Raw genomic sequence first — 16,740 nt, 5'->3', positions numbered from 1 at the left:
CGGCGGCGGCCGGTCCTTCACAGGGCCGGCCGCCGTTTTCGCATCCCGGGGCTTTTGAGCGCTCATCCAGGGCCGTGCCCGGTCTACTGGCCCACCCGGGCAGGCAGAAGGCAGGCAGGCAGAAGGCAGGCATGCAAAACGCAGGCATGCAGAACGCAGGCATGCAGAACCCGGGCCGGCAGCCTGACCACCAGAGTCTCCGTGCGCTAGCCTTAGCTGTTGCACACTTCGGGCACGGTTGTGCACTTTGGAACGGGGTCCCATGGCACGTCCGATGATTGCAACAAAGCTGTACGTCCCGCAGCTGCGGCGTCCTTTCGTGGCACGCCCGCGGCTCAGCGAACGCCTTCGCCGCGGGGCCGAGTCGAGGCTGACCCTGTTGTCCGCGCCGGCCGGATTCGGCAAGACCACGCTCCTGGCCGAATGGCTGGCCGCGACGTCCGCCGAAGACCGTTGTGTCGCATGGCTTTCGCTCGACCCGGCGGACAACGACCCCGCGTCCTTCTGGACCGGCGTCGTGACCGCCTTCCAATCAGCGCTACCCGGCGTCGGGTCTGCTGCGCTGGAACTCAGCTCTTCGTCTCCGGTGCCCACCGATCTCGTCCTCACTACGGTACTCAACGAGCTGGCGGCAGTTCCGGGCGTTCTCTGGCTGGTGCTCGATGACTACCACTTCATCGACAATCGCGAGGTGGGCGACGGGATGGCCTTCCTTCTGGATCACCTTCCGCCCCGCGCGCACGTGGTCATCAGCACCCGAGCCGACCCCGGCCTGCCCCTGCCCCGTTGGCGGGCCCGCGGCGAACTGGTCGAGATCCGAGAGGCGGAGCTGCGCTTTACGTCCGGGGAGGCGGCCGCGTACCTCAACGGGGTGGCGGCCCTGGACCTGGGTGTGGAGGAGGTGGCCGTTTTGGGACAGCGGACGGAGGGCTGGATCGCCGCGCTTCAGCTCGCCGCGCTCTCCATCCAGGGGCGCGACGACGCCGCCGGCTTTATTGCCCGGTTCGCCGGGAACGACCGGTACATCGTCGACTACCTCGTCGAGGAGGTGCTGCGGCATCAATCCGAGCGGGTCCGCGATTTCCTGCTGCAATCGGCGGTGCTCGACCGGTTCACGGGACCGCTTTGTGACGCCCTCACCGGCCGCGACAACGGGAGCAGCATGCTCCTTGCACTGGAGCGCGCCAACCTCTTCATTGTCCCGCTCGATGACCGGCGGGAGTGGTACCGCTATCACCACCTCTTCGCCGACGTGCTGCGGGCCAACCTGCTCGGCGAGCGGCCCGAACAGCTGCCGCTGCTGCATGAGCGCGCCAGCCGCTGGTTCGAGCACCACGACCTGCCAGAGGATGCGGTCCGGCACGCCCTGGCGGGCCGGGACTTCGACCGCGCGGCGCACCTCATGGAGCTTGCCGTACCGGCGATCCGTCGGAACCGGCAGGAAGCCATGCTGGTCGGCTGGCTGAAGGACCTCCCCGATGGCGCTGTCCGGCGGAGCCCGGTGCTGAGCGTGTTCTACGGTTTCATGCTCATGGTCTCCGGCGATCTCCACGGCGTGGAGCCAAGACTCGACGACGCCGAACGCGCGCTGGCAGGGGTACCGGACGGGGCGGCTCCGCCGTGGGCAGACACCGAGGAGCTCCGGACGCTGCCCGCGACCATCGCCGTCTATCGTGCCTCGCTGGCCCAGGCACGGGGCGATGCGGCAGGCGTCGAGGAAAACGCCCGGCACGCCCTTGCCCTGGCCCGCCCCGGGGATCACCTGGCGAGGGGCGCCGCAGCCGGGTTTCTGGGCCTCGCCGCCTGGGCGAAAGGCGACATCCCGGAAGCACTGCAGACCTTCACGCAGGCTGTGGCCAGCCTGCAGGCATCCGGCAACCTAGTGGACGAACTCAGCAGCACGGTGGCGCTCGCCGACATGTGGCTGGCCGCGGGCAGACCCGGCACGGCGCGCCGGCTTTACGGGGATGCCTTGCGGGTGGCCGAATCCCATGGCGAGCCCGTCGCCCGGGCCACAGCTGAGCTGCATGTGGGGTTGAGCGAGACCGACTGCCAACGCGGCGAGCTCGGCCACTCCAGGCAACACCTTGACGCCGCGGCCGTGTTCTTCGACCGGGGAGGGATGACAGAAAGCCGCTACCGCTGGTTCGTTGCCAGGGGACTTCTCGCCCACGCCGAGGGAAGCCCGGAGCAGGCCATCGGGTTCCTCGATCAGGCGGAGCCGCTGTACCGGCGCGGATTTTTCCCCGAGGTCCGTCCCATTGCCGCGATGAAGGCCCGGGTCTGGATCACGCAGGGCAAGCTGGCCCAGGCCGCCGAATGGGCCCGCGAACGTGACATTGCCGTCACGGACGCCGCCAGCTATCTGCACGAGTGCGACCACCTCACGCTGGTGCGCCTGCTCATCGCGCAGCACAGATTGCACCCCGATGCCGGCGCCGCTGAGGGCACGGATCGCTTGTTGGAGCGGCTGGGCGACGCCGCCCGGTCCTCCGGACGCGACGGAAGCCTGGTGGAAATCCGGATGCTGCAGGCACTGTCCCGGCACGCGCAAGGGCACCGTCCGCAGGCCCGTGCCGCGCTTGGCCGGGCCTTTGCCGAAGCGCCCGAGGCAGATGGGTATGTGCTGCTCTTCCTGGACGAAGGCGAGCCCATGCTGGAGCTGCTGCGCGACGCCGCGCACCTTGAGGGGACCCACCCAGGCGCCGGAGGGGACCAAGCCCGCCGCCTGCTCAGCCTCGTCCCTGCTGCCGCGCCGCCGGCCGACGGACCGGGACACCGGCCGCCGTCGTCGCCTGAGGCTCTCAGCAGGCGGGAACGGCAGGTGCTCAGGCTCCTTGCCAGCGAACTGACCGGCCCGCAAATCGCCGGCGAACTGTTCATCTCCCACAACACCCTGCGCACCCACACCAAGCACATCTTCACCAAGCTGGAGGTCACCAACCGCCAGGCGGCAGTACGGCGGGCCCGCGAGCGCGGCCTGATGTAGCCGGCCCGATGTTGGCGGCCCGATCCAGGCGGCGCGGCCGCAGAAATCACCCGGCCGGTCACATCATCGGGTGACGCCCGGTCACCCCGTCCGTTCCTAGATTTGAGTCATTCCGAGGCGCCCGCCACGGATACCCAGAACCAGGGAGCCGGACATGTCCATCACCACCACCAAACTCACCCGTGCGGCCGGCCTCTGCGCCGTGGCCGGGGGACTGCTGTTCATCGGCGTCCAGATCAACCACCCCCACGTGGACGCCGGCTTGGTCACCACGACCGAATGGGAAGTCCGGCAAACCCTGAAGGTATTCATGGCGGTCCTGTCGCTCATCGGCATCACCGGCATGTACCTGCGCCAGGTGAAGCAGATCGGAGTGCTGGGCCTCCTCGGCTACCTGGTGTTTGGCGCCGGCTACCTGATCATGATGAGCATCGAAGTCGTTGGCGCGGTGGTCCTCCCTACTCTGGTCCACAGTGCACCGGGCTACGTCAGCGACGTCCTCGCCGTCGCCACCGGCGGGCACGCTGCGGGCGACATTGGCCTGATGCTGCCCCTGAGCGGGGTCGGCGGGATCACCTACCTGGCCGGCGGGCTGATCTTTGGCATCGCACTCTTCCGCGCCAACGTCCTCGCCCGCTGGGCGGCCGCGGTCCTTGCCGGCGGCACCTCGCCACCACCCTGATCCCGCTGCTGCCGCAGATCAACGAACGGCTCTTCGCCGTGCCCACCGGGGTCGCGCTGATCGGCCTGGGCTACTCGCTGTGGCGCGAACAGCGCGCTGCCGCCGGCCGTCCCCAGCCGGAGGCCACACCCGCGCCGCTCGACCCGGCCGACGCCAAATGAGTACGCACCCTACGTCCGGGACGGGAACCACGGGCTACCGGATCGTGGTCGACGGGCACCTCGAGGACCATTGGTCCGCCTGGTTCGGGGACCTCGCGGTGACCCGGGACAGGGACGGCACAACGAGCCTCAGCGGCCTAGTCCCTGACCAGGCCGCGCTGCACGGGCTGCTGGGGAAAGTCCGGGACCTCGGCCTGACCCTGATCTCCGTCGAAGCAATGGACCCCTCCGGGACCCCAGCCCGGGGGCAGTGACCCGCCGTCGGCCTTCTTTTGCAGCGCTGAGGGACGCAACATTCGGCTACTTCTGAGGAATTCTTTCGCTCTGGGGCACGACGGCGGCGCGGCAGCGGCGCCGTCGCCCGCCGTCGTCGGGCGTCACCATCACGTCACACAGCCGACCCAACGGGCCGCGGAGGTGTCCCGGGACGGCCGCAGATGACCGCGTGAGTCCGCCCCGTTACGGACTGCTTCCTGATGCGTCGGAGTGGGTAGCGGCGGGCGTCCGTGGCTGTTTTCGTCGCCGGGTTACGCGCGGTTTCGTTGGGTGTCGAGGGGCCTGCCGGCCGGGATTCATCTCTGCTCTAGTGGTGGGCACAAGCCGGCTGGCCCGGTCCGCACCATCGAATCCAGGAAGAATCCGCTATGAAAAACCGACTCTTACCCGCAGGACTTTCCTCCGCCCTGGCCGTGGCTGCCGCCGTGGCAGTCTCGCTGGTGGTCTCCGGTTGCGGCGGCCCTGCGAGCGCACAGCCCGCGGCAGGAAGCGCCCCCGGCACGCCGGAAGTGACCGAACTCCGCTACGAGGGCTCGGCCAACAATGTCACGTTGCCGGAACTGGCCCAGGACCTCGGCTACCTGGGCGACGTGAAGCTGAACTGGGTGGGCAACACCATCAGTGGTCCGGCGAGCATCCAGTCAGCGGCGACCGGGGCCACCGACTTCGGCGGCGCGTTCTCGGGTGCCGTGGTGAAACTCATCGAAGCCGGCGCCCCCGTCACCGCGGTGATCAATTACTACGGCGAAGACGACAAAACGTTCAACGGCTTCTACGTCACCCAGGACAGCCCGATCCGGTCGCCGCGAGATCTGATCGGCAAAAAAATCGCCGTCAACACCCTGGGTGCCCACTCGGACGCCGTGATCAACAGTTACCTGAAGAAGAACGGACTCTCGCAGGAAGAGATCAAGCAGGTACAACTCGTCGTCGTACCACCGAACGACACCGAGGAGGCCATCCGCCGCGGACAGGTCGACGTCGGGGCGCTCGGCGGAGTGCTGCAGGATAACGCTGTCGCCAAGGGCGGCCTGCGGTCCCTGTTCAACGACTTCGAACTCTTTGGCACCTTCGCCGGCGGCCAGCTCGTCCTCCGCAAGGACTTCATCGAGAAGAACCCGGAGACCACGAAAATCTTCACCACCGGCGTTGCCAAGGCCATCGAATGGGAACGCACTACTCCCCGCGAAGAGGTGATCGCGCGGTTTACGAGCATCATCAACAAGCGCCAGCGCTCCGAGAGCACAGCAACCCTGAAGTTCTGGAAGAGCGTCGGTGTCCCGTCCAAGGGCGTCATCAGCGACGAGGACTTCACCCGCTGGTCAGCCTGGCTGAATGACACCGGCATCGTCACCGGCGACATCACACCCTCCAAGTACTACACGAACGACTTCAACGGCCTGCTGAAGGGGGCGGCATCATGACCCGCGGCACGGAAACGACGCCGAACCTACCAGTACCGTACATTCCGACGCCGAAGATCAGCCTCCGGAACGTCGGGAAACAGTTCACCGTCCGGCCCGGCAAGGAAAACCCCGAAGGCTCCACCCTGACGGCGCTGGAGGGCATCACACTTGACGTCGCCGCGGGCGAGTTCATCACCCTGGTGGGTCCGAGCGGCTCCGGCAAGACCACCCTCCTGGACCTCCTCGCCGGGCTCACCCGGCCTGACACCGGCCAGGTGCTCGTGGACGGCCAGGAGGTGAGTGGACCCGGCCGCGACCGCGCCGTGGTCTTCCAGCAGTACGCGTTGTTCCCATGGCGCACCGCCGCGGCCAACGTCGCCTTCGGCCTGGAAGGACCCGGCAGCGACGGGCGCCGCCTGGGCCGCAAGGAACGTACCGAGAAGGCTCGCCACTTCCTGGAACTTGTGGGCCTGTCCGGTTTCGAGGACCGGTATCCGCATGAGCTCTCCGGCGGCATGAAGCAGCGCGTCGCCATCGCCCGGAGCCTGGCCTACGAGCCGGACATCCTGCTCATGGACGAACCGTTCGCGGCGCTGGATGCCCAGACCCGGGAACAGCTCCAGGAGGAACTCCTGCGCATTTGGCGGTCCACGGGCAAGACCATCATCTTCATCACCCACGGCATCGACGAGGCCGTGTACCTGGGCCAGCGGGTGGCCGTACTCAGCTCCCGGCCCGGCCGGCTCAAACAGATCGTCGATATTGACCTGGGGGAGCGGACCGGCGGCGGGGACGTCCGCTCCGACGCCGTCTTCGTCGAGCACCGCCACAAGGTCTGGTCCCTGCTGCACGACGAGGTCCGCAAAGCCCAGGAAGCCGGACACGCCAAGATACGCCCCGACGGCTCGGCACCCGACGAGGCACCCCAACTCGGCAGAGGCCAACTTAGCAAGGGAAGGGCAGCCTGATGACCGCACCTACACTGACCAAAGACGTCGCCGCCCCGGCCGCACCCGCAACCGCACCGGCACCGGGAGCCGCACCCACGGCCGATGCCGGGCGGACCGCGGCGCGAGCGGCAACCGGACAACTGCCCTCCCTGGTCCGGTCCGGTGCCCGCAGGGCCGGACGCGGGATATGGGCCTCCGGCGCCATCTTGCTGTTCCTCCTGCTCTGGGAACTGGGGCCCACCTACCTGGCCTCGCCTTCCACCAGGGTGTTCCTCCCGCCGCTGCACGAGGTCCTGCGCGCCCTGGGCTCCCTCGTCGCCAAGGGCCAGCTGCAGGACCACCTGGCGGCAAGCCTCACCCGCTCCGCCAGCGGGTTCGGCATCGCCGTCGTCTCCGCCGTCGCCCTGGGCCTGCTGGTCGCCTGGTACCGGGCACTGGACCGGTTCCTGAACCCGCTGCTGGAAGTCTTCCGGAACACGGCAGCACTGGCCCTGCTCCCGGTCTTCACGCTCCTGCTGGGGATCGGCGAGACGTCCAAGATCAGCATCGTGGCCTATGCCGCGTTCTTCCCCGTGCTGTTGAACACCATCGCCGGCGTCCGGACGGTTGACCCGCTCCTGATCCGTGCCGCCCGCTCACTGGGGCTCTCGAACTTCCGGCTGTTCCAGAAGGTCATCCTGCCCTCGGCGGTACCGACCATTTTCACGGGAATCCGGATGGCCGGAACATCCTCCATCCTGGTGCTCATCGCTGCGGAGATGGTCGGGGCCAAGGCGGGCCTGGGGTACCTGATCGTCAATTCCCAGATGAGCTTCCTGATCCCGGACATGTACGCCGGGATCCTGACCGTCTCGGTGCTCGGCCTGCTGGTCAACTACCTACTTGTCGCCGTTGAACGGCACTTCTCCCGGTGGCGGACCGCCGTCGGATCCCAAGCGAACTAACGCCTTTGAACTGAACCTGCCAAACTCACCACCCCCAACTTTCAAGGAGACCACCACCATGTCGACAGCTACCGAAACCCGCCTCGATTTCCGCAAGCTCAGCGCGCGCATCGGCGCCGAGATCCGCGGCCTGGACCTGAGCAGCGACCTCAGCGACGGCACGATCGCCCAACTCCGTGCGGCCCTGAACACGCACAAGGCCCTGGTCTTCCGGGACGCCAACATCCACGACGACGAAGCCCAGGTGCGCTTCGCCAGCCGCTTCGGCCCGCTCACCAAGGCGCACCCCACCGTGGCGTCCGTCGACGGCAAACCGTCGGTCCTGCCGGTGGACAGCGAAAACGGCAGCGCGAACAACTGGCACACCGACGTCACGTTTGTGGTCAACCCGCCGCAGGCCTCCACCCTGCGCAGCATCACGCTGCCGTCCTATGGCGGGGAGACCCTGATCGCCTCCTCGGCAGGTGCCTACCAGGACCTGCCGGAGGAACTGCGGAACTTCGCCGACACCTTGTGGGCCGTCCACACCAACGACTACGACTACTCCGTGCCGAAGAACCTTGAGCACGCCAACGCCGATGAGCGGCGGAAGGAATTCACCCGGATCCACTTCGAAACCGCCCATCCCGTGGTCCGGGTCCATCCGCTGACCGGGGAACGGGGACTCTTCATCGGCGGCTTTGCCCAAAGGCTGCGCATCGTGGGACTGTCCAACACCGAATCCAAGGACATCCTGCGGCTGCTCCAGGCCTACGTCACGCGCCCGGAAAACGTGGTTCGGGTCAACTGGGACCCGAACCAGCTGGTGCTCTTCGACAACCGCATCACCCAGCATTACGCCCCCGACAACTACGACGGCCAACCCCGCCAGCTGAACCGGGTCACGGTCGCCGGCGACGTTCCCGTGGGGATCGATGGCCGCAGCAGCAGCTCCATCCAGGGCGACTCCTCCACCTATTCCGAAACGGTTGTCCTTCCCGCAGACGTCTCCGGAGCCCCGCTGTGAGCGGCGAACGGCAGCTGCACCTGAACGCTTTCCTGATGAGCACCGGCCACCATGAAGCCTCGTGGCGGCTGCCGGAAAGCGACAGCTTCGCCGGGACCGACGTCGCCCACTTCCAGCAGCTGGCACGGACGGCGGAACGCGGCACGTTCGACTCGATCTTCTTCGCGGACTCGCCAGTGCTGCACGGCGACGTCGGGCAGCGCCCCTACGGCAGTCTCGAGCCGACCGTGCTGCTGGCAGCCATCGCCGCCGTCACCGACCGCATCGGGCTCATCGCGACGGCCTCCACCACCTACAAYGACCCCTACAACCTGGCCCGGCGGTTCGCCTCCGTGGATCACATCAGCGGCGGCCGTACCGGGTGGAACGTCGTCACCACCGCCGGCGACGCTGCGGCCAGGAACTTCTCGCTGCAGGACCAGCCGGCCCACGCCCGGAGGTACGAGCGCGCCGCGGAATTCCTCGACGTCGCCCGCAAGCTCTGGGACAGCTGGGAGGACGGGGTCGCCGTCGGGGACAAGGAAGCCGGGATCTGGGGAGACAGCACCCGCGTCCACCAGGTCAACCACTCTGGCACGTACTTCAGTGTCCAGGGACCCCTGGATGTGCCGCGCTCGGCCCAGGGGCACCCAGTCATTGTGCAGGCCGGATCCTCGGAGGACGGCAAGGACTTCGCCGCCCGCTATGCCGAAGCGGTATTCACCGCCCAGCAGACCCTGCCCGACGCGCAGCGCTTCTATGCCGACCTGAAGCAGCGGACCGCCGCGGCAGGCCGGGACCCGGAAACCATCAAGGTGCTTCCGGGCATCGTTCCGGTCATCGGGTCCACCGAGGCCGAGGCCCGGCGCCTGGAGCAACAACTCGATGAGCTCATCCACCCAGACCACGCCCGGCGGCAACTTGCCGGGGTCCTGAAGGTCTCGCCGGAGTCGCTGGCCCTGGATGCCGAACTGCCGGAGGACCTGCCCTCCGAGGACGAGATTGAGGGCGCCAAGAGCCGATACACGCTGATCGTGGACCTCGCCCGGCGGGAACGCCTGACCGTGCGCCAACTCATCGGCCGTCTCGGCGGCGGCCGCGGACACCGCACCTTCTCCGGGACCCCCGAGCAGGTGGCCGACGCCATCCAGGAATGGTTCCTGGCCGGGGCAGCGGACGGCTTCAACATCATGCCGCCCGTGCTCCCGTCCGGCCTGGACGCGTTCGTGGACCACGTCATCCCGATCCTGCGGGACCGCGGACTCTTCCGGCGCGAATACACCGGACGGACCCTCCGCGAACACTACGGGCTCCCGCGGCCTGCCAACACCTTCGTTGCGGCCGGACTGTCCAGCCTTGAGGGCAGCCCTGGTGGAAACCTTGGTGCCCCGCGAGGCGGCCTGCTGGTCTCGGAACGCTGATCCGAGCGGGTTCGGAGTCTGGCTCAGGACCCGCCGCGCGTGACTGGAAGCCCCGGGCGGCAACAGCTGTCCGGGGTTTCGTCACGTCGCGCCACGGGTGACGATGGCCGCAGTGGTCGCCGCCGGCCCCACACAAACTGCCATAATCAGTCGGTCATGGGACGTGGAAGATGGCCGCTCCTTAGTGCAGTCAGGATGGGGAGATCTTTATGGCGCAACGAGACCAACCAGCCATCGGCGGGGACGATCCCCTGATGCGTACTGTTATGGGTTCGTTCTATCGGGCAGTTCATCCCACCTACAGTGACAACGCACTTGCTGGTTCGCGGTACGCCGGCCGGTATTCCCCTCCAAACGTGCCAACGCTGTACCTAAGCTCTTCGCTGGACGGTGTAGCGGCCGCGATGATCGCCCACACAGACGATCGCACTCCCGACCTTCGGGTGCTGCGGTTCGAAGTACAGGCGGACAGGATCGTTGATCTTCGTGACCATGATGCACTGGCGTCAGTTGGAATTGATCCAGCGGACGCCGCAGCCGACTGGCAGGAGGCCGTTGCCGCCGGAGGGTCACCTTCGTCATGGCGGGTTCGACAAGCCTTGGAGAGCCTAGGCGCACACGGCTTGATCGACCCATCACGCAAGCAGCCGCACCTGTGGCATCTGACCCTCTTCGACTGGAATCGTCCGGGCTCTCCCAGTGTCCTTGAAGTTCCCTCACCGTAAAGGATCCTTGTCGAGTGATGATTGAACCGCGCCAACTTAGTGAAAGCGTCAGCATGCGTGTACTGCGCGAGAGTGATGCGGCAGCCCTTGCCGCGGCATATGTGCGCAACCGCGCGTACCTTTCCCCCTGGGAGCCGGTACGACCCGAGGAGTACTACACCGAGACTTGGCAGGCTGCCGACATTGCCAGCCGCCTCGTTGCGCATGAAGCAGGGGAGGGGTATCCGCTCGGCCTGTTCGCTGGCAATACGCTCGTCGGTCGATTCAACGTGGCTGGAATCGTGCGCGGCCCCTTCCAGAGCGCGGGGCTGGGTTACTGGGTGGACAGCGAGTATGCAGGTCGCGGCTTGGCGTCCGCCGCGGTTCAGGTGATAGTAGAAATGGCACGTGAAGAACTCGGACTGCACCGTATCGAGGCGAGCACTCTGCTGCACAATGTTGGTTCGCAGCGGGTGCTCCTAAAGGCCGGGTTCCAGCAGATTGGTATGGCGCCGCAATACCTTCAGATTGCGGGCAAATGGCAAGACCACTACCTCTACCAGGCGGTCCTGCACGACGAAAGTGTCTAGCGCACATCCGAGGGCAATGCGGTCCGGCGGACTCCCGCTCAATTGGTGATTTGTGCGCCGGATTCCGGACATCCCAGCCATCCGTTCGGGCGCGGCGCTTTTGCCATAGCGTTTGCGGGTCCCCGTCCACCCACGTAGGGTCGGCCAAGTGAGCGATGAAAGAAAGCCCAGGTCGGAGTCTGGCGGCCGAGCGAAGCGAAGCCGGGGCACGGCATTCCTGCCCATCGGAATCGTTTTCCTCGCCGTTGCGATCACAATGATCTTCCTTGGAACCACGGCCTGGATTGCGTTCTTCACTATGGGCGTCACGTTCCTGATCCTCGGGATGCAGAAGCCCGTGGGGAAGGGTGATCGTCCACCCGGCGAGATTTCGCAGGGCTGACCCCGGCCGCCATCATTCCACTGAATGCTCTTGCGCCGCTGTTTCTGGGGAAAGGCACACCCCAGCCTCAGGGCCTGGATGCGCTCGGCTTCAAGCTGGCCAGGAGGATGGCAGCCGCGTTGGTGGCGACAATGATGCCGATACCCAGCCATTCGTGAACAGCGAGGATCTGCCCCAGCACGATCATCCCCGAGAGAGCCGCAAGCAGCGGATTGATGCTCATGTACACGCCGAAGAATGCCGGCCTGACGTGTCGGAGCGCCACCACGTCCGCGGCGTACGGGATGACTGAGCACAGCACTCCGGCAATCACCGAAAACAACAGGGCCGGGCCGGTCAGGGACCCCGCCGCGACCAGATAGCCGACCACCGGCAAGTAGAACAGCAAGGAGACCGAGGTCGCAGCTGCCGGGCCTTGGAGGCCCGGCAGCCGCCGGCCTACGACCCCGTTCAGCAGGATGTAGGCCGCCCAGCAGGCGGCGCCGGCCACGGCAATTCCAATGCCCAGGAAGTCGCTCGAGGATCCGGGCAGCACCAGGATGTAGACGCCGGTGCCGGCGCACAGCGCGCACAGCAGGTCGAGTTTGGACCCGGATCGGAGGAGGGCGATTGCAAGTGGGCCCAGGAATTCCAGGGTGACGGCCAGCCCCAGCCCGATCCGTTGGATGGCCACGTAGAGGCAAATGTTCATCAGGGCGATCGTTCCGCCCAGCAGGAGTGCCGGCCACCACTGTTTCCATGTAAAGCGATGGAGCGGCGGCCGGGCCGCAGTCAGGAGCACGGCCGCGGCCACGAGCTGGCGCACGGCGACCACCCCTGCGGGTCCGAGGACCGGGAAAGCGTGCGCTCCGATTCCCGCCCCGATCTGATTGCTGAGTCCGCTGCCCGTCATGGTCAACAGGCCGCCGAAAATCCGCGGTTGGGACTGCGCCGACCGGCCGCGGTCCGGGCCCAAACCGTCCTCTGTGTATGCCTCCATAACCCAAAGTGTGGGGCGAAATCGTCAAACCTATAAATGCTTGCGATGACGCTTCTATACGATGACCGTATGAATCTTGAGCTGCGCCATCTCCGGGCGCTCGTGGCCGTCGACGATGCCCGGACATTCACCGACGCCGCCATCGCTTTGGGAACGTCCCAGGCAAGCATCTCCCGATCTGTCGCGGCACTGGAACGCACGCTGGGAGTGCGTGTCTTTCAGCGAACCACGCGCAGCGTGACCCCGACGGCGGCAGGGAAACGCATCATCGAACACGCACGGCGGGTCCTTGATGAGGCCAGGTTGCTCGAAGTGGCCGCGCGGGATCATGCCGGTGAGCTGAGGGTCGGCTACGCCTGGTCCGCTCTGGGCAGCCGGACCATAGCGCTGCAGCGCCGCTGGGAGGAAGAAAACACGGCAGCGCAGCTTATCTGGGTGCAGTCGAACTCCGCAGCGGCCGGCCTTGCGGACGGATCCGTCGACGTCGCCGTCGTCCGACGCCGGCTCAATGACCCCCGCTTCACGGAGGCGCTGATCGGAACGGAACGCCGGGTTGCGGCCGTCGCCGCGACGGATCCGCTGGCCCGCCGGCGCTTCCTGCGCATGGCGGACTTTGCCGGGCGAAGCGTCGCCGTCGACAGCCGGACCGGAACCACTGCCGGGGACCTTTGGGGTCCGGAGTCCCAGCCTTCATCGCTGCGCCCCGTCCAGAGCGTGGACGACTGGCTGACGCTGATCTCCACAGGCAAGGCCATGGGCATGTCCTCCGAGGCCACCGCCGCGCAGTACCAGCGCTCCGGGGTTGTCTACAAGCCAGTCCGCGACGCGGCACCGATATCAGTGTTCCTTGCATCCTGGAAGGACGACCCATCAGCCCTGCTTGCCGGGTTTGCGCGCCTCGCCCGGGAAGCGTTCGCCGAACACCCTGCCCCCTGGCCCCCCGGGAAAGGGCCAGGCAAGTCGCGCCCGGGCCATTAGCGGCCATTTCCCGCTCGGCCTGAGGTCTCCGGCGGGGGTGCCGCAGTTCATATGCCGCGGCAAGGCGCGCAATGGTGTACGTTGGCTTCCCGTCAGAACTAAACATAGGAATGAGAGTCACCCCCGTGGCAACCGATTACGACGAAGTCCGATCCGACGTCAAGGAGTCGCAGGACAATTCCCTGCAGGCGCTCCAATCCGCCAACGCCCCGGATGCCCGCAGCGTTGTCCGTGAGCTGGATGAAGCCGATGCCTTTGACGATGCGATCAGCCCGGGAGGTGAGTTCGTCGCCGAGGAGCTTGTTGTCCAGGTCATCCCGCAGGCGCAGGACGAATTTACCTGCTACTCCTGTTTCCTGGTCCGGCACCGGTCCCAAGTCGCGCGCGAAAAGAACGGCCACGCTTACTGCGTTGAATGTGAAGGCTAGGGCCATGGCTTTGCACGTATCCGGCGCCGGGGCGAATTTCCTCCCGGCTATGGATCCGCGGGCAGCCAAGGTACGCGGCAGGTCCTGCTAGTCCGTGCTGCGTCTGAAACGCCTTGTGGTCCTGGGCCTGTTCGTTTTCTGCGTCATCACCGGCTTCTTGTTTTGGGCGCTTCAGTTCTCCGGCGCAGAAGCCCGCGGAGCCCTGCCCGCACCGCCGCGAGCGGAGGCAAAACTGGCCGCGCTGTCCGGCGGCATAGTCCCCGCGGTGAACATCACCCGGAGCGCGGACGCCCAGTGGCTGGTCGAGGCCGCGGCGCGGACCGGCATCCCTGCCCGGGCCCTCCAGGCCTACGTGGCCGCGGCCGGTACGGCCAATGAAACCGCTCCGACGTGCGGGATCGGCTGGAATACAGTGGCGGCCGTCGGCTTCGTCGAGACCGCCCACGGCACCTACGGCGGCGGAAGCCTGACCGCCACCGGGCAGGCGAGCGGGCCAATCGTTGGGCCCAGCCTCAACGGCGACGGCTTTGCCGCCATCCCTGATACCGACGGCGGCGCCCTGGACGGTGACGCCCGCTGGGATCACGCCGTCGGGCCCATGCAGTTCATCCCCTCCACGTGGCAGCTCGCCGGACGGGATGGCAACGGAGACGGAAAAGCCGACCCGTTCAACATCGACGACGCCGCGCTGACGGYCGCCTCGTACCTGTGCGCCCACGGCGGTGACCTCACCACCGCAAGTGGCTGGTCCGACGCCATCTACTCCTACAACCAGTCGGATTCGTACGTGAACAAGGTCCGCGACCGGGCCACCGGCTACGCCGCGCAGGCCGGCACCGCGGGATAATGTCGTGCTGCTGACGCACGGATGATGGAGACCTCCCGCGGTCAGGGCAGAATGGACGGCATGACCCTGACGACTTTTGCCCTTGTTCGCCATGGCCAGACCGACTGGAATGCGCAGCGCCGCCTTCAGGGGTCCACCGACATTCCGCTCAACGACGTCGGCCGCGGCCAGGCGCGCGACGCGGTCGCCGTCCTGTCGGGCTACGGCTGGGATGCGGTCGTGTCCTCGCCGCTGCGCCGTGCCGCAGAAACCGCCGACCTGATTGCCGACGGGCTGGGGCTCCGTGTGGCCCGGCGCGTGCCGGAACTTGCCGAGCGCAGCTTCGGACCCGCTGAGGGGTTGCAGGCCGGACCGGAACTGGAGGCACTGCGCATCCCCGGTGGCTTCCGCGGTGCGGAAGGAGAGGACGAGGCGGCCAGCCGCGGGTTGGCGGCGCTGGAAGCGCTGGCCGRGGAGTTCAGCGGCCAGCGGGTGTTGGCCGTCGCCCACGGCACGCTGCTGCGGGTCAGCCTCAGTCTGGCCATTGGCCGCACCCTGGAAAGCATCGACAACGCCGTGCTCAATCTGGCCCACCACCATGCCGTTGACGGCTGGGAGCTTGAATACTTCAACGGCGAGCGGGTCATGGCCGCCGTCTAGGGCGATCCGGGCGACCATCACCACGCCGTCTGCCGTGGCCGGAGCTACACAGCGCGTCAAGTGAAAGGCCGCTGTGAGTCCTGCACTAATCTGGGGGAGTGGCAAGCATTCGAGAAGCTCAGAAGCAGATGACCCGCCGACTGTTGCGCGAGAAGGGGCTGGAGCTCTTCGAAGAGAAGGGGTATGCCGCCACCACGGTGGATGACATCGCCGCCGCCGTCGGCACCACCCGGGCCACCTTCTACGCTCATTTTCCGTCCAAGGCCCAGCTCATGCGGTCGCTCCTCGAGCGGTCCAACGAGATGCTGACCGAGGCGGATGTCCCGCCGCTGCATTCGGTGGTGGAATCCGGGGACCGCGAACTGATCAGGGCCTGGCTCGCCCGGAAGTTTGACCAGTGGGCCGATATCCGCCCTTACGTAGTGGCGGCCCACCAGGCAGCGGCCAGCGAACCGGACATCCAGGCGGCCCTGGACCAGTGGTTCGACTCGGCGATCGATGACATGCAGGCCGGCCTCGACCGGGCCGGGCGGTTTGAGCCAACCAGCCGCCGTGTGCGGTGCGCGCTGGCTTTCGGCGAACTGGAATTCTTTTCGCGGCGCTGGATGCGGCTCGGCTGGACCGTGGACCGTGACACTTCGCTGGACCTGATGGTCGAAAACTGGTGCTTCCTGCTCACTGATTGAGCACGAAGAACCAGGCTCTGGGTCCGGCGCCGTCTGTGTATCGCAGAGATAAGTGGCGTCGTATTCGCAGCGCTAGATGTCACCCCAGAACTTGGACGTCGACCCGGGTTTTGACCACAGATGGCTCAAGCACACTGGTCAGGACCTCCGCCAGCCTGGCGTGGCCACGGCAGTTCGGGTGCAGCTGGTCCGGTTCCGAAAAAGGAGTCGGCAGATAATCGCTGTCGAGGACGCCCTTTTTGGCCTACCCAAGAAGCCCCGCGTGGCCGGCGTCGGCGCCGCACTGCGCAGCGGGAACGCCATGGCTGCCGCCACCTGGAGAAGCAGCACGCCCACCCAGTGCGAGGTGGCGATGAGTCGGCCTTTGATGAAGGCGTACGCATCGAGGACCAGCCTGTGTGACCGAACTGCCTGCGGCCGCGCATCCCCCAATGCCATGGGCGTAGCCTACCGATGCGCAAACGCTTCCCACCCGTGGCGACGGTGCGGCCGTCCGCCTGGGGGATCCCTTACCGGGCGCTTATGGCGTCGTCTAGCTGTACTGAGCCATTAGGTTGGTGACACTCGGTTGGCGGGTGTGGTTCCGATGCCGGTGTGGATTCGTTCAGTGTTGTAGTGCTGGAGCCAGGGCGCAAGTGCGGCTTGGCGGTCACCGCTGCTGGTGAAGATGCTGCTGGTGAAGATCTGCCGGTA

Annotated in this window: 19 protein-coding genes; 17 read left to right on the top strand and 2 right to left on the bottom strand. The window is 66.8% G+C overall.

Annotated features, from left to right (window positions below):
• Nucleotides 1-274 precede the first annotated feature (274 nt).
• The 12 genes from AB4089_RS08775 to AB4089_RS08720 all read left to right on the top strand — a co-directional run bounded on the left by AB4089_RS08775 (nt 275) and on the right by AB4089_RS08720 (nt 11,490).
• Nucleotides 275-2,989 carry a LuxR C-terminal-related transcriptional regulator gene (locus tag AB4089_RS08775; RefSeq protein WP_441408903.1) on the top strand — a complete coding sequence of 905 codons (2,715 nt, stop codon included), beginning with the start codon at nt 275-277 and terminating at the stop codon, nt 2,987-2,989.
• Between the two features lie 154 nt (nt 2,990-3,143).
• Entirely contained in the window at nt 3,144-3,671 is a 528-nt protein-coding gene (locus AB4089_RS08770; protein WP_441408902.1) for a hypothetical protein, read from the top strand.
• Nucleotides 3,672-3,709: 38 nt separating this feature from the next.
• Complete coding sequence (locus AB4089_RS08765) at nt 3,710-3,832, top strand: hypothetical protein (protein ID WP_441408901.1); 123 nt, start codon at nt 3,710-3,712, stop codon at nt 3,830-3,832.
• Nucleotides 3,829-4,086, top strand: a complete 258-nt coding sequence (locus AB4089_RS08760; protein WP_441408900.1) for a hypothetical protein — start codon at nt 3,829-3,831, stop codon at nt 4,084-4,086. Before AB4089_RS08765 ends, AB4089_RS08760 begins: the two co-directional genes overlap by 4 nt.
• Nucleotides 4,087-4,476: 390 nt before the next feature.
• Nucleotides 4,477-5,532 carry an ABC transporter substrate-binding protein gene (locus AB4089_RS08755; protein WP_441408899.1) on the top strand — a complete coding sequence of 352 codons (1,056 nt, stop codon included), beginning with the start codon at nt 4,477-4,479 and terminating at the stop codon, nt 5,530-5,532.
• On the top strand, nt 5,529-6,482 hold the full coding sequence (locus AB4089_RS08750; RefSeq protein ID WP_441408898.1) for an ABC transporter ATP-binding protein: 954 nt from the start codon (nt 5,529-5,531) through the stop codon (nt 6,480-6,482). Before AB4089_RS08755 ends, AB4089_RS08750 begins: the two co-directional genes overlap by 4 nt.
• Nucleotides 6,482-7,408 carry an ABC transporter permease gene (locus tag AB4089_RS08745; protein ID WP_441408897.1) on the top strand — a complete coding sequence of 309 codons (927 nt, stop codon included), beginning with the start codon at nt 6,482-6,484 and terminating at the stop codon, nt 7,406-7,408. The genes AB4089_RS08750 and AB4089_RS08745 overlap by 1 nt, the downstream gene beginning before the upstream one ends.
• 58 nt (nt 7,409-7,466) lie before the next feature.
• Entirely contained in the window at nt 7,467-8,414 is a 948-nt protein-coding gene (locus tag AB4089_RS08740) for a TauD/TfdA dioxygenase family protein (protein ID WP_441408896.1), read from the top strand.
• Nucleotides 8,411-9,814 (top strand): LLM class flavin-dependent oxidoreductase, encoded by a 1,404-nt coding sequence (locus AB4089_RS08735; protein WP_441408895.1) that lies wholly within the window; start codon nt 8,411-8,413, stop codon nt 9,812-9,814. The genes AB4089_RS08740 and AB4089_RS08735 overlap by 4 nt, the downstream gene beginning before the upstream one ends.
• A gap of 209 nt (nt 9,815-10,023) precedes the next feature.
• Complete coding sequence (locus AB4089_RS08730; protein WP_441408894.1) at nt 10,024-10,539, top strand: RES family NAD+ phosphorylase; 516 nt, start codon at nt 10,024-10,026, stop codon at nt 10,537-10,539.
• A 17-nt stretch (nt 10,540-10,556) separates the two neighbouring features.
• Nucleotides 10,557-11,108, top strand: coding sequence for a GNAT family N-acetyltransferase (locus AB4089_RS08725; protein WP_441409071.1), 552 nt, complete (start codon nt 10,557-10,559; stop codon nt 11,106-11,108).
• 148 nt (nt 11,109-11,256) lie between these two features.
• The gene (locus AB4089_RS08720) at nt 11,257-11,490 is read left to right on the top strand and encodes a hypothetical protein (RefSeq protein WP_441408893.1); all 234 of its coding nucleotides are present in this window, start codon (nt 11,257-11,259) and stop codon (nt 11,488-11,490) included.
• A gap of 67 nt (nt 11,491-11,557) precedes the next feature.
• On the opposite strand, the gene AB4089_RS08715 is transcribed toward AB4089_RS08720, so the two are convergent.
• Entirely contained in the window at nt 11,558-12,469 is a 912-nt protein-coding gene (locus AB4089_RS08715; RefSeq protein ID WP_441408892.1) for an EamA family transporter, read from the bottom strand.
• Nucleotides 12,470-12,538: 69 nt separating this feature from the next.
• Here AB4089_RS08715 and AB4089_RS08710 point away from each other — a divergent pair, with 69 nt between their 5' ends.
• The 5 genes from AB4089_RS08710 (at nt 12,539) to AB4089_RS08690 (ending at nt 16,047) form a co-directional block, all read left to right on the top strand.
• Nucleotides 12,539-13,447, top strand: a complete 909-nt coding sequence (locus AB4089_RS08710) for a LysR family transcriptional regulator (RefSeq protein WP_441408891.1) — start codon at nt 12,539-12,541, stop codon at nt 13,445-13,447.
• 125 nt (nt 13,448-13,572) lie between these two features.
• Nucleotides 13,573-13,875, top strand: a complete 303-nt coding sequence (locus AB4089_RS08705) for a DUF4193 domain-containing protein (RefSeq protein ID WP_441408890.1) — start codon at nt 13,573-13,575, stop codon at nt 13,873-13,875.
• Between the two features lie 94 nt (nt 13,876-13,969).
• Nucleotides 13,970-14,722, top strand: a complete 753-nt coding sequence (locus tag AB4089_RS08700) for a lytic murein transglycosylase (RefSeq protein WP_441408889.1) — start codon at nt 13,970-13,972, stop codon at nt 14,720-14,722.
• A 60-nt stretch (nt 14,723-14,782) separates the two neighbouring features.
• Nucleotides 14,783-15,361: a histidine phosphatase family protein gene (locus AB4089_RS08695; RefSeq protein WP_441408888.1), complete on the top strand. Its 579-nt coding sequence runs from the start codon at nt 14,783-14,785 to the stop codon at nt 15,359-15,361.
• 98 nt (nt 15,362-15,459) lie between these two features.
• A complete protein-coding gene (locus AB4089_RS08690) occupies nt 15,460-16,047 on the top strand; it encodes a TetR/AcrR family transcriptional regulator (RefSeq protein WP_441408887.1) in 588 nt (195 codons plus the stop codon).
• A gap of 549 nt (nt 16,048-16,596) precedes the next feature.
• Here the strand turns inward: AB4089_RS08690 and AB4089_RS08685 are convergent.
• Nucleotides 16,597-16,731: an integrase core domain-containing protein gene (locus AB4089_RS08685; RefSeq protein WP_441409070.1), complete on the bottom strand. Its 135-nt coding sequence runs from the start codon at nt 16,729-16,731 to the stop codon at nt 16,597-16,599.
• Nucleotides 16,732-16,740 lie beyond the last annotated feature (9 nt).

It is taken from the genome of Arthrobacter sp. 2MCAF15 (genome assembly GCF_052115605.1).
GTDB lineage: Bacteria > Actinomycetota > Actinomycetes > Actinomycetales > Micrococcaceae > Arthrobacter.
The sequence above is the reverse complement of the archived record's forward strand: the minus strand, read 5'-3'. Positions and strand labels throughout refer to the sequence as shown.